Raw genomic sequence first — 19072 nt, 5'->3', positions numbered from 1 at the left:
TCAGGCAATCAGTTGCCGATTGTCTGCAGATAGGCAATCACGTCGGCGCGATCCTGCGGCTTTTTCAGGCCGGCAAAGCTCATCGATGTGCCCGAGATATAGCCGCCGGGCTTGGTCAGGAAGGCATCCAGCGCTTCGGGTGTCCAGTTGCCGCCATGCGCCTGCATACCGGCCGAGTAACCGGTGAAGCCGTTGGCCGAGGCGACGGGGCGATTAACCACACCGTACAGGTAAGGGCCGGTGCCGTTTGCGCCGTCTTCCAGCTTGTGGCACGCGGTGCATTTGCGGAACACTTTTGCGCCGCTCTCGACGTCTGCGGCGGCCAGCAGGTCTTCAAAGACCACTTCTTCACCGTCGGCGCTTTCGCCTGAGCTTTCGGTTTCGATAATGTAGGCGGCCTCAGCCGAGCCATGGCCACCGGAAGAATAGAGGACATCCGCCCCCCACTTGGCCAGAAGCAGCACCAGGAATGTGCCGAACAGGCCTGCGGCGGCCTTGGTTACTGTCATCGTGTCGAACATTGATCGCGAGTCCATTTCAGCTGTCTGGGCAGCTGTCTAAGGCTTCCCCTTGCGAGAGGCAAGGTATAGACACCGCGACGAAACGACCAAATCGCGAACTTGTTGCATGGAATCGACCAAATGACCAATCGCATTGCTTTTCAGGGGGAACCCGGCGCCTACAGTCACGAGGCCTGCCGCAACGCTCGGCCAGATATGGAAGCCCTGCCCTGCCGCACCTTCGAGGATGTGATCGAATCGGTCCGCTCAGGCGATGCGGATCTGGCAATGCTTCCGGTCGAGAACACGACCTATGGGCGGGTGGCCGATATTCACCGGCTGTTACCCCACAGCGGGCTGCATATCATCGATGAGGCCTTTGTCCGGGTTCATATCAACCTTCTTGCCGTGCCGGGTGCAAAACTGGAAGACATAACCGAGGCGCATTCGCATCTGGTGCTGCTGCCGCAATGTGCGGGTTTCCTTAAGGAACACGGCATCCGCGGCCGCGTCAGCCCCGATAACGCCCGCGCCGCTCGCGAAGTGGCCGAGGAAGGCAATCCGCATTCAGCCGCGCTGGCCAGTGAGCTGGCCGGTGAGATCTATAACCTGAACGTTCTGGCCCGCCATATCGAGGATAATGACGACAATACGACCCGCTTTCTTGTCATGTCGCGCGAAACGGATTTGTCCCGCCGGGGCGATCATGGGATGATCACCAGCTTTGTGTTTCAGGTCCGCAACATCCCTGCTGCGCTTTACAAAGCGATGGGCGGGTTTGCCACCAATGGGATCAACATGACCAAGCTGGAAAGCTATATGGTCGACGGCTCCTTTACCGCGACGCAGTTTTACGCGGATATCGTCGGGCATCCCGAAGACCGCAACGTGCAGCTGGCCATGGACGAGCTTGAGCATTTCACGACAAATGTCGAGGTTCTGGGCGTCTATCCGGCAGCACATCCGCGTGGATAATCACGGTTCACGACGGCATTCCTTTGGGCTTGTTTGGATGTTGCCCGTTTTTCGAAGCTGTTTGCAATGCCGGTGGCTCCCAATGTCCCGCGCCGCTGCGCCTGGAATCGTCGCTCTCTAGCGGTTAATCCGGTAGACCTTTGACACAGACCCATCTTGCGTGCGGTAGGTCCGGAAACCCATGGCTTCGTAGTAGGCCAGACCTTCGGTATTGCCTGCGCCAATTGTTGCATCGATAGCAGGGAGACTATGCGCGCGGGCCGCGTCCAGAGTGTGCGCGAAAAGTGCGCGCCCGATCCCAAGCCGGGCGGCTGATGGTCGGATATGGGTTCCAATCACGCCCCACCCGACTGACACGTCGTAGGGGTGGTTTTCGACCGCATATTTCAGGGATTGGAACCCAAGCACGTGACCATTCGGGTCCGTGGCGATTGTACACCGTATTTGATCCGGGTGGCGAATATAGTGCCTTAAGGCAAAATCGACATCGTGGGCTTTGCGCCGCTTGCCAGCCAGGACCAGATCGTGAAGGACGCCAGCGATCCCTTCGGAATCGCTGTCGGATGCGGATTTGAAACTCAGGTGGTCCGATCCCCTCGCACCTGCTGTGCGATCTCGTGTCTTACCCGCCATGCAGGTGCCTCTGCTCCAACTCGCGTGCGAATTCGCTGAGACGCACCTGAAACTGCTTGCGAAACCTCGACTGCCCCAGCTTCATGGATTGCAACAGCAACCGTGCCGGCAGGGACTTGGCGGCGAGTGACATTTCAACGCTCAGGCGCGTCCGGCGCGGGGACAGGGCCAGAAAATCCACGGTCGTGAACCCGGTGATACCCTTGCTGGCAGCGTCAAATCGCATTTGCGAAGGCCTGTCGAAATCCGTCATCACCACCGACATCTGACGCGGCTTTCCGCGCAGTTTGAACTCCGTATTCCACTCGGTTCCGGCCGTCACCGCCGCGCCACCGCCCAAACGGCGCACATCGATGCCACGGCGCATTGCCATACGCTCGAATCGTTCGAAATCCGACACCATGTCGAACACCGATTGGATGGGGGCCTCGATATCTTCGCGCGCTGAAAACTGCATAATGACCTTTGCTGTTTTATTGCTGAGCTAATGTTTCCTCAGTCCAGAGTATCTGCAAGCCAGTTCTGAAGCAGAAAATGAGCGATTGCCCCTTTGCGCGCTGGCAATAGCCTAGGATGATCACCGGCAAAGGCCTGCATCATTTCGGATTTGCTGACCCACATCGCCTCTTCTATCTCGACCGGGTCGATCACGATGTCGCGTGACAGCGCCTCACCCGCACATCCAAACATCAATGAGGCCGGGAACGGCCAGGGCTGGCTGGACAGGTACGAAACCGCACCTACCGGCACGCCCGCCTCTTCCATCACTTCGCGGCGCACTGCTGCCTCAAGCGTTTCGCCGGGCTCAACAAATCCCGCCAGCAAGGAGAACATCCCGTCAGGCCAGCCCGGAGACCGGCCCATCAGCACGCTGTCACCATGCGTGATCAACATGATCACAACCGGATCGGTGCGCGGAAAGTGTTGCCCGCCACAGGACAGGCAACTGCGCTGCCATCCCCCCTGCGACACCTCGCTGGCGGCACCACATCGGGCACAGTAGCGATGCGTTTCATGCCAGCCGATTATTGCCTTTGACGTTGCCGCCAGTTCCGCGTCGCGCGCCGACAGCCGTGTCATGATCCGGCGCAGTTCGGCAAACACGTGGCCTTGCGGTAAATCCGGGTGTTGTTGTTCGGACTTGTCCACGAAGGCGCCCAGACTGGTCAGATCCAGCCCCTCGGCTGTCCATGCGGAAATATCAACGGCAAACACGGGGGCGCTGTCAGCGCTCAGACCCAAAAACACCGGGGATTCAATGACGCCACCGGGACCATTGCTGATCAGCGAGTGCGTCATCGGGATCATGGCAAGCTGGTCCAGCCCCTCACCCTGTACCAGCAGTTTTCCACGCCACAGCAAGACACAGCGGGCGGCCGGGTTGTGCATCGCCTCGGCCAGCTTGTCCGCATCTCCGCGATACTGCGCCGCCCGATCAAGGCCCGAACCCCCGAAGGTTACCTGCTCTGCGTTTTTCATTGGATTTCCTTTTGGTCTTGCGCACAGGGCTGCCACGTCTCAGCCCGTGTTGCAATGGCTATTCAGGGATAGAAAATCCACCACCCTGCCGCTGAAAAGCCGCATGGTGGCCTCGGAAAAATCATCTAGAGTGAATTTTGATGGATTTAATCAATACACACATTCAATAGCAGAATACTCAAAGTGAAGATCCCCTCCTCGACGCAGGTACAGCCCATTGGTGACATTGGGAAAATTCGCATTCTGGCCACAACCGACCTGCATATGAACCTCACCGGTTTTGACTATTACACTGACACGCCAGACCAGACGGTTGGATTAACGCGCACTGCCAGCCTGATCCGCGCTGCCCGACAAGAGGCCAAGGACGCGCTGGTGCTGATGTTTGACAACGGGGATTCGTTGCAGGGAACCCCAATGGGCGATTGGGCGGCAAAGAGTGGCACTGCCCATCCGATGATGAAGGCGTTCGAAGCCCTGGATTATGACGCGATCGGGCTGGGCAACCATGATTTCGGGTTCGGGCTGGTGTCATTGGGCAACATCCTGACGCAAGCCCCCTGCCCGGTTATTTGCAGCAACCTGTATCGCACTCGCGGACCTCAACCCTGGCAGCGGCATATCGTTCTGAACCGCACTGTGTCTTTGAACGGTAAAGACATTCCTGTTCGCATCGGCATCTTCTCGGTTCTTCCGCCGCAAACGGCCTGTTGGGAGGCACATAATCTGGATGACGATATCGTCGTCGAAGATATCCTGCTTGCGGCAAAGTCCCTGACGCAGGCATTGCGCGACGAGGGGTGTGATATCATCGTGGCGCTTGCTCATTCCGGCCTTGGGGGCAGCGAACCGATGGCGGGGATGGAAAACGCCGTGCAACCCTTAGCCGCGATCAAAGGCATCGATGCCATTGTGGCCGGGCACACTCACCTGACACTTCCAGGAGAGGGTCACGCCAATACCCCGATGGTCGATCACCTGACGGGGCTGGTACATGGGACGCCCGTTGTCATGCCGGGATCAGCGGGCTCTTACCTGGGGGTTATCGATTTGGCCGTGACCGCCGGGCCGGACGGCAAAGTGCAAATCCGGGATTGCTGCGTCGAACTGCGCCCGGTTATCAGCAACGGCACAGCCGTCGGGGAAGACAGTGAAATTGCGGGCCTGTGTGAGGTGGCGCATCGTATGACCCGTCAATCCGTTGCCGCACCGGTGGCACATATCCCGGATACATTGCACAGCTATTTCAGTTGCTGTGCGCCGGATCGCGGGCTGACCCTTGTAGCTGCAGCGCAAGCCGCCGCACTGCGCCCGTTCTTGCAGGGAACCGATCTGGCGGGTCTGCCGACATTGTCGGTTGTTTCGCCTGCCAAATCCGGCGGGCGCGCAGGACCCCGCCATTATACCGAGGTACCCGCCGGAGAGATATGTCTACGCCATGTCGCGGATCTGCATGTGTTTCCAAACGAGCTGCGTGCAATCCGGATCAGCGGTGCGCACCTGCTGGACTGGTTGGAGATGTCAGCCAGCGTATTCAACCAGTTAAAGCCCGGTTCCGAACCCGAGCTGATCAACCCTGAACGGGCCGGGTACAATTTCGACATCGTGTTTGGACTGTCTTATCAGATCGATCCCACGCGGCCGCCGCGATACGATGCGCAAGGGAAGATGATCCATACCGACCACAGGCGGATCAGTGATCTGACATATGCAGGCCATCCCGTACGACCGGAGCAGATATTCGTTATGGCGCTGAACAATTACCGCGCCAGCGGAGGTGGGCATTTCCCGCATGCGACAACGTCTGAGCTGATCAGCCTGCCACCGCTGAGCATCAAGGACCTTGTGCAGGATTACCTGTCGCAGCACCTTCCGCCCGATCCGATCGCCACGCAGCCCTACCCGTTCTCGCTGATGCCGCAACGGGGCGTGACAATAATTCTTCGTACAGGTCCAGGCGCCCTGAAATATCTGGATGAGTTGCACAGGTTCGATCCCGTGTCGCTGGGCTCGGATGGCTTGGGATTTGAACGCATTCGCCTGACGCTCTGATGGGTTGTCTTTTCCCGATGCCTTCCCTATATCCGGACTCGAGAGGTTGGCGCGGGCGAGCGCCTCGCCAACCTGGTCAGGTCCGGAAGGAAGCAGCCACAACGAGCCCCGCTTGGGTCGATGTCCAACCTCTCACTTCGTGAACCACAGCCGCAGGAGGGCTTTATGATTGTAGTGAAAACCCTTCGGGCAGACTGGTTCTGATTCACCGGAATCACCGGACTGCCTGAACACACGACCTGCGGATGCGCGATTGCCATCCGTTGGCATTGCTGTTTCTGAAAACAGGCAGATAAATGTCTTATACGCTTTCGGACCTGGGATGGTCCTCTCACTTTGCCGCGCAACACGCGGCTTTTCCTTCCGACACGCCCTTTCGCGTCGCCTCCGTTCATCGGGACCGTCTGATCGGGCTGAGCCCGAATGGTGAAATTCCTTTGCTGACACCGGATAATCCGACCGGTTCATATGCCGTCGGGGATTGGGTTCTTGCGGACGCCGAATACCGCGTGCGCCACCTTCTGGACCGGCGCAGCCTGCTGCAACGCAGGGCTGCCGGTACAGGTGCCGCAACACAACTGATTGCCGCTAATGTCGATGTGTTGTTCATCGTCAGCTCGTGCAACGCCGATTTCAACCTGCCCCGGCTGGAACGTTATCTGGCGCTGGCGCATCAGGCCGGATGTTATCCGGTCGTTGTCCTGACGAAAGCTGACCAGTCGGATGACCCCGGCAGTTTCTCGGGACAAGTGCAATCTCTGGACCCTTTTCTGTCGGTGCTGGCGGTCAATGCGCTGGACCCGGCAGATGTCGAAAAGGTTCTGGCGTGGTGCCCCAAAGGCCAGACCGGCGCGCTGGTCGGGTCGTCGGGCGTAGGTAAAACGACGCTCAGCAACGCCATGACGGATCAAAACCTCGCCACGTCTGGAATTCGCGAAGACGACGCACGGGGCAGACACACGACAACGGTGCGCGCGTTGCACAGGATGGGTAACGGTGGCTGGCTGATCGACGCGCCGGGAATGCGCGCATTACGTTTGCTGGACGCTCAGGACGGGATCGACAACGTGTTCTCGGACATCACGGAGCTTGGCCAAAGCTGCCGCTTTTCGGATTGTCAGCACGAGACCGAGCCCGGCTGTGCCGTGCAGAACGCAATCGGCGAAGGCGTACTTGACCCGACCCGGCTGGACCGTTGGCGCAAGCTGCGGCGCGAAGATCAGCGAAACTCGGAAACCGTTGCCCAATCGCGGGCGCGGGACAAGGCGTTCGGCAAGATGGTGCGCGGTGTCATGCAGGACAAGAAGCTTCGCAAACGGCCATAACTGCAAGGTGTTAGGAAAACCTGCGTCGCGTCTGATCAGGCGATCAGGCGCGGCCAGACCGCTGCATTGCGACGGGCAAATGCTCCGATATGGCCTATTTCCGGCAGTCCGAATTCAGCAGGCTTCAGAAGGTGGCGTCTGGCCTCGGGGCCATACAAATCAGCAAGGCGCCAAACCGCCTCGGGCGGAGCCATCTGGTCATCTTCGAACGTGAACAGATCCACAGGTGTTCCAGAACTGCCCCAATGCGCATCAGGCAAATTCTGCCCGATCTCGGGAATGTAGCTAAGAGGAGCTGTACACCATTTGCGCCATTGCCAGTAGACCGAGGCGGGCAGGTCCGACCCAAACCCGATTGCTTTGCCGGGCAGATACCCAAGCGCCCGCACCATCAGCGGTGCATGGCCATACCAGAACAGCCCTGCCAACCCCCGATAGGGCCATGGGTGATCTTTCAAAGTCACCAGCCCCGAACACACACCGATCATTCGGTCGATCTGGTCGATATCCGGCTGCACCGGCCCCAGCATCGCACCGACCGAATGGCCGATGGTCCACTGCTGCGCCTTTGGAAACCGCCTGCGCATCTCGGCCCGTGCCGCTGGCATGTCGATCAACGCCCAATCCGCCATTGTCGCGGTTGCGTCTTTCAGGCGGCCGACCAAAGAAAGCCCGTAGTCCCGATAGTCATAGGTCAGGCAAGCTATCCCCTGGTCGGTGGCCAGCCATCGCGCGAAGTGTTGATAATAGTCACGCGGCACACCCGTGGCACTGTTCAGCACGATAACCGTGTCCGACTCACCCACTGGCCGGTACAGCCGCGCCGACAAGGTCACAGACCCGGACGGAAAGCGGAAATCTTCGATCAACACTGTCTGTTCCGTATCCAACATGATCCCCGGCTTTCGCTGAAACAATCGGTTTGCCTGCCTTCGATGCCGACGACACTAGGCCGGAAGGTAAACCGCATCCAGCATGACCAAACGTCCGGCCTAAAGATCGGCTTGACTCGGAACGCGATCAGGCGCTAGCGGTTGTGTGATGGTTTCCGGCCCCCACAAGAGGTCGGGATGAAAAGGGAACACGGTGCGGTTTGTCTGGTCACACAGATATCAACCAAGTCCGCGACTGCCCCCGCAACTGTAAGCGGTAAGTAATGCCGAAATACCACTGGCCCACGGGCTGGGAAGGTCGGCAGAGCAATGACCCGCAAGTCAGGAGACCTGCCATCGGAACTGAAACCGAAACTCGGGCGGGGTGTCCGGGCAGGTCCTGACAGCGAGATGCTGTCCCACCTGCCCCAATATCCAGCCCACCACGCGCGGAGGGCGCAGGATGATCTGGAAGACAAAGTCACACGAATACAGCGCAACTGTGTGCCAGCGGACGGGCAATACCTGCCCGGCTTTGGCGCGACTGGCCCGCTCGATTTCCGAAGCCATGGCGCAGGCGGTTTCGGCCACCAGCGAAGATTTCGAATTTGAAGGCAACAGCGCGCTGTCACATTGCGCGGAAGGGTGCATGGCAACGATCCGAGCGCGATCCGACAGCGTTCGCATTTTCTGCGGGGCGCACCCTGATACGGCAATTCGGGACCTTGATGCCTATGCCGATTTGATCTTCGGACCTACATTCAGCACGCTGCCCTCGGGCATTGTCGCGAACCCGCCTTGCGCCATGATCGAGGTTTCAACGATCCGGCCCCGGAAAACCGGCTACGCACCCCAGCAGCTGTCAGCTTGATCCCACTTCCACCTGTGCCGGGGTGATCCGGGACGCCCAGGCCAGCTGCGCATCGGTTTCGACAGCGCAGGGGCGCACGGCCCGCAGGCGGTCCAGTGCGTCGCTGGCGCGTTCACCGCATTCAACCATCAGTCGCAGAACAATCATCCCGGATCTGCCGCACCCCCCACGGCAATGCACAAGAACCCGGCCACCGCCCGACAGCGCATGTCGGGCCGTGGCGCTGACCTCTGGCCAGGCCTTCTGAACCGCCTGCGTCGGTGCTCCAAAATCTTCGATCGGCAGGTGAACCCACCGGCTGGCACGGCTTTGGATGTCGCTGCCAAAGTGCTGCGCGCCATCCTGAAGCATTTCAACATCCGTCGTCATTGAAATCACAAGGCCCGGTTTCCAAGCCGCAATCATATCCAGATCGCCGACGTAATCCCCGCCACGCCCGGGCATTGAAGTAAGGGCAAGCGTTCCGCCTCCGACCTGCAGAGCAAAAATGACCAGCTGCGACATGAAGTGCGTCCTCCCCCAAGGTACTCTTTAAGAAATGAGTCATTAAATCCGCTGGACCAGTTTAGTTGGAAACCAGCCCGTTTCTGAAACAAAAAATCATCACGCCCCACAGTGGACGCGGAGTGCCGCCGCCACTACGCTGTGCCGAAGCACCGAATCCGAGCGAGAAGACATGACAGACACGCCAAGCCCCGCCTATCAGGTTCTCGCCCGCAAATACCGCCCGGAAACCTTTGCCGACCTGGTGGGTCAAGATGCTATGGTGCGCACCCTAAAAAACGCCTTCGAGGCCGACCGGATTGCGCAGGCCTTTATCATGACCGGCATTCGCGGAACGGGAAAAACCACCACGGCGCGGATCATCGCCAAAGGCATGAACTGCATCGGACCGGATGGAACCGGAGGACCGACAACCGAGCCTTGCGGTCAGTGCGAGCATTGCGTCGCAATCATGGAAGGTCGCCATGTCGATGTGATGGAAATGGATGCGGCCAGCCGTACCGGCGTCAACGATATCCGCGAGATCATCGACAGTGTCCGCTATCGCGCCGCCAGTGCACGCTACAAGATCTACATCATCGACGAGGTTCACATGCTCTCGACCAGCGCATTCAACGCGCTGCTCAAGACGCTCGAGGAACCGCCCGCACATGTGAAATTCATCTTCGCGACCACCGAGATTCGCAAAGTGCCGGTCACGGTTCTGTCGCGGTGTCAGCGCTTTGACCTGCGCCGGATCGAGCCCGAAGACATGATCGGCCTGCTGCGCAAGATCGCCGGGGCCGAGAGCGCGCAGATTGCCGACGACGCACTGGCGCTGATCACCCGCGCTGCAGAAGGGTCGGCCCGCGACGCGACCTCACTGCTGGATCAGGCAATTTCACACGGGGCTGGCGAGACGACCGCCGATCAGGTCCGTGCGATGCTGGGTCTGGCGGATCGTGGTCGCGTTCTGGACCTGATGGACATGATCCTGCGCGGTGACGCGGCAGGGGCGCTCACTGAACTGAGCGGTCAATATGCGGAAGGCGCAGACCCTCTGGCCGTGCTGCGCGATCTGGCCGAAATCACGCATTGGGTGTCCGTCGTAAAGATCACACCTGACGCGGCCGAAGACCCGACGGTTTCCCCCGACGAACGTACACGAGGCCAGCACATGGCCGAGGCTTTACCGATGCGGGTTCTGACCCGGATGTGGCAGATGCTGCTGAAGGCGCTGGAGGAAGTCTCTGCGGCGCCCAACGCGATGATGGCCGCCGAGATGGCCGTTATCCGGCTGACGCATGTCGCTGATTTGCCCAGCCCCGAAGAACTGATCAAACGGCTGCAAGACACCCCACCTCCGCCTCCCGGCGGGCCGGGCGGAGGCATGTCAATGTCGCGACAGGCCCCGGTGGCAACGCAATCCAACGCGACCCCGCCGCCTGCTTATACATCGCCCCCGCGCGGAGCGGGTGGCGCACCGGTTGCCGCACTGTCGCAGGATGCACAGACGGCCCTGGCCCGCTATCCAACCTTCGGGCATGTGGTGGAACTGATCCGCACAAACCGCGATGTGAAACTGCTTGTCGAGGTGGAAAGCGGCGTGCGCCTTGTGTCGTATCAGCCCGGCCGGATCGAATTCACCCCGACGCCTCAGGCACCGTCGGATTTGGCGTCGCGATTGGGCTCTGCCCTGCAACGATGGACCGGCAATCGGTGGGCCGTCTCCATTGTCTCGGACGGAGATGCGGCGACCATTGCGGAAGTACGGGACCGGGCCGAACTTGCCCTGAAAGCCGAGGCCGAAGAACACCCGCTGGTTCAGGCCGTGCTGACGCAATTCCCCAAGGCAAAGATCATTCGGATCGAAACACCGGAGCAGCGCGCCGCCAAGGTTGAGACCGAGGCCCTTCCCGAAGTCGAAGAGGAATGGGACCCGTTCGAAGAGGACTAGCCCCTGAGCCCGCGGGTCCAAGTTTCAAGAAACCGGCATACTCACCCCCTTTCACGATGCACCTGAAGGAGGGAATGCGGGCACATAAATGATCGGTCGGCGCCGCTCTGATCTGGACAGGCGGGAGACCTCTTGTGCCACCTGCCTGCGGTCCGTATTTAGAACCAAACAGAAACACAGGAGACGACTGATGCTGAAAGGACTCGGCGGGCTTGGCGGACTGGGCGACATGGCCAAGATGATGAAATCCGCACAAGACCTGCAAACCAAGATGACCGAAATGCAGGAAGAGCTGAACAACATGATGGTTGTCGGCGAATCCGGTGCAGGGCTGGTCAAGGCAACGGCCACAGCCAAGGGTGAACTCAAGGGGCTGGACATCGACCCGTCGATCTTCAACGGCGACGACAAGGAAGTGGTCGAAGACCTGATCCTGGCCGCCATCAAGGACGCTCAGGCCAAAGCCGCCGAACGTTCACAGGAAGAGATGGGCAAGCTGACCGAAAGCATGGGCTTGCCCAAAGACATCAAGCTACCGTTCTGAGCTTCATCTTTTCCCAAATACTCCCGCCGGAGGCTCCCTCCGGCGCAAAGCAGGACAGGCCATGGGCACGAACAGCGAAATCGACAATCTGATCGACCTGATGGCCAAACTGCCGGGGTTGGGCCCGCGCTCGGCCCGCCGCGCGGTGCTGCACCTGATCCGCAAACGCGCTCTGCTGCTGACGCCCCTGTCAGACGCCATGCAGCAAGTGGCCGTCACCGCCCGCGAATGCCTGAATTGCGGCAATGTGGGCACCACGGATATCTGTGACATATGCAATAGCGAGGCCCGAGCGACCGGCGAACTCTGCGTGGTCGAGGACGTCGCCGACCTTTGGGCGATGGAACGGTCAGGGGTCTTCAAAGGCCGCTATCACGTGCTGGGTGGCACACTGTCTGCACTGGACGGTATCGGCCCGGACGAGCTGCGCATTCCTCGCCTCAGGGATCGGGTCCTGGCCGAAGGGATCACCGAAGTGATCCTTGCCCTGAACGCCACCGTCGACGGCCAGACCACCGCCCATTACATCGCGGATCAGCTGGAAGGCCAGGTGCGCCTGACCTCACTGGCGCAAGGCGTGCCCATCGGCGGAGAGTTGGATTATCTGGATGACGGGACGATCACGGCGGCGCTCAGGGCGCGTAAGGAATTGTAGACTGACGTGGGGTGTTACACCAGCTGTACGTGTCTGTCTCCTGGCTGTCTTTTGTAAGCTTATCCAGGGTTAACTGCTTCAAAAAAGTTTAACTTTGCGGGAATACCCACGCCCTCCGGCTTCTCGAATACCCTGAATTTTTCCATAACGGCTTCTTGTATTGCCGCGACATCCGCATCCGTTCCACAATACTTTTTTAGAATTCGCGCTGCTGGTCCTATGTTGGAAGCCAAGTCAGCAACTTTTTTGAGCGGTCCTTGATGTTTTAGTGTGATCGCCGAAACTTCTCCTGTCACATTTCTGAATCCTGCTTTTTTCAACACATCGACAACGTAATCGATATCCTGAAAACCCAGCGGTCCCGGTGCGTTGGGATCAGCAGGATCAGGTGGACCCAAACGTGAAACTGCCGCTTTGCACGGAGCATCGAACCAAGGGTTTATTGCCATTGGAGCCCAAGCCGCTACAATCAAACGCCCCCGCGCCCGCATGTGCTTTCGTATATTGGCAAACGCAGCGTTCGGATCGGAAAAGAACATGACGCCAAAGCGCGAAATCACAAGATCAAATGGCGCGCTTGGGATCGCACCTTGTTGCGCGTCCATCAAAAAATACTTTGATTTTACAGTAAGTTTTCCAGCTTTCTTTTGAGCGTGCTCCAAGAGCGGTTTGGAAATATCCAGCGCCATCAGTGTTCCATTTGGGGTCAGCTTTTTCGCAAAAGCACGGCTCGTGGCGCCGGTTCCGCAACCAACATCAAGTACATCCGCATCATGGATATCACCCGCTCGCCGGATGAGTTCTTGGTCCACCGCTTCAAAAACAGCGTCCAGTTCTTCTTCGAACCTGATCCACTGAAGTCCCGGAGCTGAACTCCAGTAATCCGCCTGCGCTTTGTTGGCAGTCATAGCGTTTCTCACATTCTTGAACGCAATCACTGTAGCATAGTTGCCGCGCAAAACTGTCGTACTTTGAGACTGCTGAAGCATCTGGACTAGGTTTCAGAGAATACTGTTTGCCTGAAACCGAGTTACAGTTAGATACAGCCAACCACATTTTTTAGTTGGGAGTGCTTAACTTGACCCGCCTTCTCGCCTTTACCTTCGCCGCCTTCACCGCAACCGCTGCCCTGTCGCAGGAACTGGTCGACAAGGGCTTCGTCGAAGGCTGGAACATTATGATGGACCCCGCGCTTGGGAACGGGTGTCTGATCCAGACGGTGTATCAGGATCTCTCGGTAGTGCGGCTGGGCTATGACGCATTGGATAATCGCGGGTATTTCGCCGTTTACAACAAGGCCTGGGGCGACATTAAGCAAGGTGAGAGCTATCCCATCCGGTTCGAACTGGACGGCAAGAGCTTTGATGCCACCGCTATCGGGTTCAATGAACGCAAAGTGCCCGGTGCGACGGTGTTTTTTACCGACCGGAATTTCGTCACCGCGATTGCCCAGAACAAGACGATGACGGTTTACAATCCCGCAGGCGAGGTGGTGATGGCGATTGATCTGAAAGGCACCGCCAAGGCGCTGGACTATGCGCGGGACTGCCAGAACAAGAAGCTCTAGCGAATCGGATCGAACAGCGCGTCCTTGGCGGTGCAGTCGCGAATTACATCGCGGCCGCATGGCACCGGATCAAGGTCGCGCGACAGGCATAGGCGGACCTCTTCGATATAGCCCTGTTTGCAGGTGACCGTGATCATATCGCGCTCCAGTTCCGGATTGGCTTTCAAAAACGCATCCTCGACCACCGAAGCCGGCAGTTTGACGGATGCGTCCAGCTTGCGGAAGACCTGCGGGCGTTCGACAGCGTCATAGGCACGCCGGGACAGGGCGAAATAGTCGGGCGCAGAAAGCCCCGAACAGGTGCCGTGTTTCTTCCACTGATGCCATGCAAGGCCCGCACTACCCTGAATATCTTCCATTTCCCGCGTCATGCGGCGTGTTGGCGGCGCCTCGGGCGAGCGGCAGAAGGATGGCCAGCCCTGATGAAATTGCGGCCAGAGCCCGTGCAGGATCCATCCGTGGTCGTGCCGGTCGTCACATTGGTCTGACCCGCGCGCGTCCCCTTCACGGGCGCACCAGTTGGGCGACCAGCTAAGCGACAGGACGTAATAGTCGAACTCACCTGCTTTTTCACCTTCGGCCAGCGCTGTCATCGCGCTGAAGACCCACAATACGACCCAGCGCATTCGCCTCTTCCCTTCTTGCTGCGTGGCGACTATATACGGGCCAAGTTCCCCGACAACGGAAACCTGCCCCAAGACCAAGGGGCCGCCGAATTCCGGCGACGGGAAAGATGTATGTATAGGAGACGGGCTGATGGCAAAACCGCTTATGGCCAAGGCAACCGCCGTATGGCTGGTGGACAACACCACGATCAGCTTCAAGCAGATCGCGGATTTCGTAGGGATGCACGAACTGGAAGTGCAGGGCATCGCCGATGGCGATGTGGCCGCAGGCGTAAAGGGCTTTGACCCGATCGCAAACAACCAGCTGACTCAGGATGAGATCGACGCCGCGCAGAACAACCCGCTGCACAAGCTGAAGCTCAAGTTCAACCCGGCGGCATCCGGCGAAGAAAAGCGCCGTGGCCCGCGGTATACCCCGCTGTCCAAGCGTCAGGACCGTCCGAACTCGATCCTGTGGCTGGTCAAGTTCCACCCCGAACTCAGCGACGGCCAGATCGCCAAGCTGGTTGGCACCACCAAGCCGACCATCCAGTCGATCCGCGAGCGCACGCACTGGAACATCTCAAACATGCAGCCGATCGACCCGGTTGCTTTGGGCCTGTGCAAACAGTCCGAACTGGATGCGATCGTGCAGAAGGCCGCTGCCAAGAAAGCAGCCGAAGGCGGCGTGATGAGCGATGACGAGCGTCGCAAGCTGGTTTCGACCGAGCAATCGCTGGAAATGGACGCTGCGCCGAAAATCCCGACCGCGATCGAAGGTCTGGAAACCTTCTCGCTGTCCGATGATCGGTCGGATGAAAAAGACGACGAGCCTATCATCGACGCCGACAGTTTCTTCAACCTGCCCAAAGGCGGGGCGGATGATGAAGACGAGGATGATCCTCGTCTGTAACAGACAATCAGCCCCGGTCGGAACGGCTGGGGCTTTTTGACGGACTTGTCATGCTGAGCATTCTTTCTGCGATTTTCGGCCCGCACCGCGCCGTAACGATCTACGCCTTTCTCAGGACATGGGGGCTGGGTCTGGCGGGTGGTGTTGTCATGATCGCCATCGTCACCACCTTGTTTCTGCTGGGGGACGAAGGCGAACACGAACACGAGGCTTTCCTGATCGTACCGGTTCTGTCCGCAACCCCGGTGAACGGGGACTTGAAGAACGGCGTCGTAGCCTCGGTTCGCCTGCCCGATGGATCGGCCACGTCGATTACGTCGACCGAGTCGCAAATTTCACAAACCGTTGGAACGACGGCCTGCGTGGAAAAACGCATCTACGTCAAAAGCGGCGAAGCCCGGTATCGGTTCAAACTGCCCCGTCTCTGCGAATCCGGTTGATCGAAATTTCAGACAAAACAAGGCCGCCCGATGCTGACACCGGGCGGCTTTTTCGTTCATACCACCTGAAAGATGATGCCTGCGATTATTGCGCCCCCCACACCAAGGCTCAGGTAAGTCGCAAACACGCGCGGTTTGACCAATGACCAGACTGCGGCCATCGCCGGTATGGAACTGACGGCACCCGCAACCATGAACGACATCGCAGCCCCCGCGGTCATGCCCTGATCGATCAGACCCGCCAGCAGCGGCGGCGCGACGTAAGAGTTCAGATAGGCCGGCATCCCCACCAGCGCGGCAACGATGATCGGCAGCACGCCTTCTCCGCCAACGACGCCAGCGATCAGGTCCGCAGGCACATAGTTGACCAACAAAGCTTCGAGCACATAGGCCAGTGCCAGCCACTTCAGCAGGAACAGCCCGTTGTGTACGAACTCCGAACGAAACCGAACGCGACGCTCGGGCTCTTGCCAGAACTTCCAGACCGGCTTGTCATCCGCTTTCGGACCACATCCGCAACACCCGGCAGGTTTGTATTCGCGCAAGGGCTGGGCAAATGCCCCCTGCTGCATCAGTAACCGAACCGCGAACCCGCCGAACAGGCCAAGCGCAACGGCTGCAACCGCTTTACCGATGGCAAAGGGCCATCCCAGCGCAGCAGCCGTAATCAAAAGCGTCGGCGGGTCGATCAATGGCGAGCTGAGCCAGAACGCCATCACGGCCGACAGCGGCGCTCCGAGTGCAAGCAAGCCCGCAATAAAGGGAATGACTTCGCAAGAACAAAATGGTGCAAGTCCGCCGAACAGGGCGGCCAGAAAGATCATCCGGGTTTCGCGCCCTTCAAAAGCGCGCGCCACCATCACCTCGGCCCCGGTTGCCTTGAGATATGACAACAGAAGCACAGCAAACAGGATGTATTGTCCTGTATGCGCCAAGGCCCTGACTGCAAAACTCGCAACCTCACGCAGGTTGCCGGGGTCGAGAACGGCCACCGCCACAAAAATGACCATGATCAATGCCCAGGGTGTCTTGATCATCTCAAGCGCACCTTTGGCGGTCAGTCGGGGCGATTGCGTCAATTCAGCCATCGTTGGCCGCCTTTCCAACCGCGTCAGCGCAGCATTCGCTAAGAATGAACTGCGCCAGCGTCTTCAATTCGTCATAACAGGCCCGGTTGATCGTGGTGCGACCGATCTTTTCCTGCTCAACCACACCTCCGGCTGCAAGAAACCGCAGGTGGTGCGCCAAAGTCGACGGGGCAATCCCCGTCCGGTTCTGGATTTCGCCAACGGTCAGACCGGCCTCACCAGCCCGCACTAGCGTCTTGAGGACTTTCAGCCGGGCTTCCGAACCCATGGCGGAAAATCCGGCAGCAGCAGTTTCCCACATGAGTTGCCTCCATTAAACTAGATCTCTAGTTTTGTAGTTTCACAAAGGACCCTGGTCAACCCACTTGGGAAAATTTTTCATGACACTGTAAGTCCAGATTGCCCCTGCCTTAAGTCCAACCTATAAGCAGGCATGGGGATATCGGTCGAAACATTCTTTCTTGAGCTCAACGGTCAGGGCACGTTGCAGGCCCAGATCCAGCAGATGATTGCCGAGGGCATTCTGTCCGGTCGCTTTCACGTGGGGGAAAAACTGCCATCCTCGCGAAAGCTGGCCGCACACCTGGGCGTCAGCCGCATCACGGTGACGCTTGCCTATACCGAGTTGCTGGCCAATGATTATCTGACGGCAAAGGGCCGGTCAGGATATTACGTCTCGCAAAACGCACCGGTTCCGCCCAAATACTCGCCCGTGCAGCGCGGCACGGAATCTGTCGACTGGGACAGGGCATTGGCGCGCCGCTTTCTGGACAGCGACGTCCTGCCGAAACCCAGCAATTGGCGCGAATACCGCTATCCGTTCATCTACGGTCAGGCCGACCGAACCCTGTTTGATCACGCCAACTGGAGATTATGCGCGGTTCGCGCATTGGGGCACAAAGACTTCGATTCGCTGACAGGGGATTACGTGGATCAGGATGATCCGTTGCTAATCGAATTCATCGCGCGCCACACCCTGCCGCGCCGTGGTATCGTCGCCCGCCCCGAAGAGATCTTGATCACCCTGGGCGCGCAGAACGCGCTTTGGCTGGCCTCACGCATCTTGCTGACACACAAACGCACGGCCGTAATCGAAGATCCCTGCTACTACGCGCTGCGAAGCCTTTTGAACCACTGGGACTGCGCTGTGACCCCCCTGAGCGTCGATCGCGACGGCTTGCCACCAGAAGCGATCCCCGACGAAGCAGATGTCATCTTTACCACCCCCAGCCATCAAAGCCCGACAACCGCGACGATGCCGATCGACCGCCGCAACAAGCTACTGGATCGGGCACGCGATCTGGATGCAATGGTTGTCGAGGACGACTATGAATTCGAAATGGCCTTTCGCAGCGCACCTTCGCCTGCACTCAAGTCCATGGATCGGGATGGGCGCGTGATTTACGTCGGCAGTTTTTCCAAGTCGCTGTTTCCGGGATTGCGGCTTGGATACATGGTCGGATCCGAGCCTTTCATCCGCGAAGCACGTGCTCTTCGCTCGTTGGTCCTGCGCCACCCTCCGGGTCATATTCAGCGCACGGCAGCGTATTTTCTGTCATTGGGCCATTACGACGCTCAGATCCGACGTATGTCGAAAGCCCTGCAAGAGCGGCGCGATGCGATGGACAAAGCCATCGAAGAAAGCGGGCTGACAGTGGCCGGGCGGGGCGTAATGGGTGGCTCATCAATGTGGATGTCGGCCCCCGAGCACGTCAACACAACGCAGCTTGCGCTAAAGCTGCAGAACCAGGGTGTTCATATCGAACCGGGTGCTCCGTTTTTCTCGGGGCCCGACAGGCCGCAGAATTTCTACCGCCTCGGGTACTCTTCTATTTCGACCAACCGCATAGGCCCCGGCGTCGAACTGATCGCGGATGCCATCCGGTCTGCCTGAGATCGCACTGGACATATTCCGCAGACGCGTCTGGCCCTAACGCAGGTCGCACCCTTACGCCAAAACCATATCAACCCCCGGGTCCCGGTGCCCGGTTTTCTCACTCTTGCTTGGAGAACACCCCTATGAAGATGACGACGGAAGAGGCCTTTGTTAAGGTTTTGCAGATGCATGGTATTGAACATGCGTTTGGGATCATTGGCTCTGCGATGATGCCGA

At 58.9% G+C, this 19072-nt stretch carries 21 protein-coding genes, 1 other RNA gene and 1 riboswitch; of the genes, 12 read left to right on the top strand and 10 right to left on the bottom strand.

Annotated features, from left to right (window positions below; translation table 11 throughout):
* Positions 1-8 precede the first annotated feature (8 nt).
* Complete coding sequence (locus tag ACR0DS_RS18310; protein ID WP_480538875.1) at positions 9-521, bottom strand: c-type cytochrome; 513 nt, start codon at positions 519-521, stop codon at positions 9-11.
* 120 nt (positions 522-641) lie between these two features.
* Here ACR0DS_RS18310 and ACR0DS_RS18305 point away from each other — a divergent pair, with 120 nt between their 5' ends.
* Positions 642-1475: a prephenate dehydratase gene (locus ACR0DS_RS18305; RefSeq protein WP_209507731.1), complete on the top strand. Its 834-nt coding sequence runs from the start codon at positions 642-644 to the stop codon at positions 1473-1475.
* Positions 1476-1592: 117 nt separating this feature from the next.
* Here ACR0DS_RS18305 and ACR0DS_RS18300 read toward each other — a convergent pair whose 3' ends face one another.
* The 3 genes from ACR0DS_RS18300 to nudC are packed head-to-tail and all read right to left on the bottom strand — an operon-like array spanning position 1593 to position 3587.
* Positions 1593-2108 carry an N-acetyltransferase family protein gene (locus ACR0DS_RS18300; protein WP_480560562.1) on the bottom strand — a complete coding sequence of 172 codons (516 nt, stop codon included), beginning with the start codon at positions 2106-2108 and terminating at the stop codon, positions 1593-1595.
* The gene (locus ACR0DS_RS18295; RefSeq protein ID WP_267363541.1) at positions 2098-2565 is read right to left on the bottom strand and encodes an SRPBCC family protein; all 468 of its coding nucleotides are present in this window, start codon (positions 2563-2565) and stop codon (positions 2098-2100) included. Before ACR0DS_RS18295 ends, ACR0DS_RS18300 begins: the two co-directional genes overlap by 11 nt.
* A 38-nt stretch (positions 2566-2603) precedes the next feature.
* Positions 2604-3587, bottom strand: a complete 984-nt coding sequence (gene nudC, locus ACR0DS_RS18290; RefSeq protein ID WP_480560564.1) for an NAD(+) diphosphatase — start codon at positions 3585-3587, stop codon at positions 2604-2606.
* A gap of 183 nt (positions 3588-3770) precedes the next feature.
* Here nudC and ACR0DS_RS18285 point away from each other — a divergent pair, with 183 nt between their 5' ends.
* The 3 genes from ACR0DS_RS18285 (at position 3771) to rsgA (ending at position 6964) form a co-directional block, all read left to right on the top strand.
* Complete coding sequence (locus tag ACR0DS_RS18285) at positions 3771-5639, top strand: bifunctional 2',3'-cyclic-nucleotide 2'-phosphodiesterase/3'-nucleotidase (protein WP_480560566.1); 1869 nt, start codon at positions 3771-3773, stop codon at positions 5637-5639.
* 39 nt (positions 5640-5678) lie between these two features.
* Positions 5679-5777, top strand: an RNA gene (ffs, locus tag ACR0DS_RS18280) — signal recognition particle sRNA small type.
* Between the two features lie 158 nt (positions 5778-5935).
* A complete protein-coding gene (gene rsgA, locus ACR0DS_RS18275) occupies positions 5936-6964 on the top strand; it encodes a ribosome small subunit-dependent GTPase A (protein ID WP_480560568.1) in 1029 nt (342 codons plus the stop codon).
* 35 nt (positions 6965-6999) lie between these two features.
* On the opposite strand, the gene ACR0DS_RS18270 is transcribed toward rsgA, so the two are convergent.
* The gene (locus ACR0DS_RS18270; protein ID WP_480560570.1) at positions 7000-7857 is read right to left on the bottom strand and encodes an alpha/beta hydrolase family protein; all 858 of its coding nucleotides are present in this window, start codon (positions 7855-7857) and stop codon (positions 7000-7002) included.
* 133 nt (positions 7858-7990) lie between these two features.
* Positions 7991-8209: riboswitch (cobalamin riboswitch) on the top strand.
* Between the two features lie 90 nt (positions 8210-8299).
* Between ACR0DS_RS18270 and ACR0DS_RS18265 the strand changes: the two genes are divergently transcribed.
* The gene (locus ACR0DS_RS18265) at positions 8300-8707 is read left to right on the top strand and encodes a hypothetical protein (protein WP_480560572.1); all 408 of its coding nucleotides are present in this window, start codon (positions 8300-8302) and stop codon (positions 8705-8707) included.
* Here ACR0DS_RS18265 and ACR0DS_RS18260 read toward each other — a convergent pair.
* Complete coding sequence (locus tag ACR0DS_RS18260; RefSeq protein ID WP_480488864.1) at positions 8699-9211, bottom strand: protein-tyrosine phosphatase family protein; 513 nt, start codon at positions 9209-9211, stop codon at positions 8699-8701. The two genes, ACR0DS_RS18265 and ACR0DS_RS18260, sit on opposite strands and share 9 nt — an antisense overlap.
* 172 nt (positions 9212-9383) lie before the next feature.
* On the opposite strand from ACR0DS_RS18260, the gene ACR0DS_RS18255 reads away from it, so the two are divergent.
* The 3 genes from ACR0DS_RS18255 to recR all read left to right on the top strand — a co-directional run bounded on the left by ACR0DS_RS18255 (position 9384) and on the right by recR (position 12346).
* Positions 9384-11147 carry a DNA polymerase III subunit gamma/tau gene (locus tag ACR0DS_RS18255; protein WP_480560574.1) on the top strand — a complete coding sequence of 588 codons (1764 nt, stop codon included), beginning with the start codon at positions 9384-9386 and terminating at the stop codon, positions 11145-11147.
* Between the two features lie 190 nt (positions 11148-11337).
* Complete coding sequence (locus ACR0DS_RS18250; RefSeq protein ID WP_209507712.1) at positions 11338-11691, top strand: YbaB/EbfC family nucleoid-associated protein; 354 nt, start codon at positions 11338-11340, stop codon at positions 11689-11691.
* A 61-nt stretch (positions 11692-11752) separates the two neighbouring features.
* Positions 11753-12346, top strand: a complete 594-nt coding sequence (recR, locus tag ACR0DS_RS18245; RefSeq protein ID WP_480538862.1) for a recombination mediator RecR — start codon at positions 11753-11755, stop codon at positions 12344-12346.
* 59 nt (positions 12347-12405) lie between these two features.
* On the opposite strand, the gene ACR0DS_RS18240 is transcribed toward recR, so the two are convergent.
* Positions 12406-13335 carry a class I SAM-dependent methyltransferase gene (locus tag ACR0DS_RS18240; RefSeq protein ID WP_480560576.1) on the bottom strand — a complete coding sequence of 310 codons (930 nt, stop codon included), beginning with the start codon at positions 13333-13335 and terminating at the stop codon, positions 12406-12408.
* A gap of 89 nt (positions 13336-13424) precedes the next feature.
* Here ACR0DS_RS18240 and ACR0DS_RS18235 point away from each other — a divergent pair, with 89 nt between their 5' ends.
* Entirely contained in the window at positions 13425-13913 is a 489-nt protein-coding gene (locus tag ACR0DS_RS18235; RefSeq protein WP_480616885.1) for a hypothetical protein, read from the top strand.
* Here the strand turns inward: ACR0DS_RS18235 and ACR0DS_RS18230 are convergent.
* Positions 13910-14539, bottom strand: a complete 630-nt coding sequence (locus ACR0DS_RS18230; protein ID WP_480488860.1) for a ribonuclease T2 family protein — start codon at positions 14537-14539, stop codon at positions 13910-13912. The genes ACR0DS_RS18235 and ACR0DS_RS18230 overlap by 4 nt on opposite strands.
* Positions 14540-14669: 130 nt before the next feature.
* Between ACR0DS_RS18230 and ACR0DS_RS18225 the strand changes: the two genes are divergently transcribed.
* Positions 14670-15431: a DUF1013 domain-containing protein gene (locus tag ACR0DS_RS18225; RefSeq protein WP_480484669.1), complete on the top strand. Its 762-nt coding sequence runs from the start codon at positions 14670-14672 to the stop codon at positions 15429-15431.
* A gap of 50 nt (positions 15432-15481) precedes the next feature.
* Positions 15482-15871, top strand: a complete 390-nt coding sequence (locus ACR0DS_RS18220; protein WP_267363610.1) for a hypothetical protein — start codon at positions 15482-15484, stop codon at positions 15869-15871.
* Between the two features lie 56 nt (positions 15872-15927).
* On the opposite strand, the gene ACR0DS_RS18215 is transcribed toward ACR0DS_RS18220, so the two are convergent.
* Together ACR0DS_RS18215 and ACR0DS_RS18210 are read right to left on the bottom strand one after the other, a co-directional pair.
* Entirely contained in the window at positions 15928-16959 is a 1032-nt protein-coding gene (locus ACR0DS_RS18215) for a permease (RefSeq protein ID WP_480560580.1), read from the bottom strand.
* Positions 16952-17260 carry an ArsR/SmtB family transcription factor gene (locus tag ACR0DS_RS18210; protein ID WP_209507696.1) on the bottom strand — a complete coding sequence of 103 codons (309 nt, stop codon included), beginning with the start codon at positions 17258-17260 and terminating at the stop codon, positions 16952-16954. The genes ACR0DS_RS18215 and ACR0DS_RS18210 overlap by 8 nt, the downstream gene beginning before the upstream one ends.
* Positions 17261-17392: 132 nt before the next feature.
* Here ACR0DS_RS18210 and pdxR point away from each other — a divergent pair, with 132 nt between their 5' ends.
* The gene (pdxR, locus tag ACR0DS_RS18205; RefSeq protein ID WP_267363605.1) at positions 17393-18853 is read left to right on the top strand and encodes a MocR-like pyridoxine biosynthesis transcription factor PdxR; all 1461 of its coding nucleotides are present in this window, start codon (positions 17393-17395) and stop codon (positions 18851-18853) included.
* Positions 18854-19072: the final 219 nt, after the last annotated feature.

The organism is Ruegeria sp. AF5 (assembly GCF_056541905.1).
This window is presented reverse-complemented; position numbering and strand designations above follow the sequence as displayed.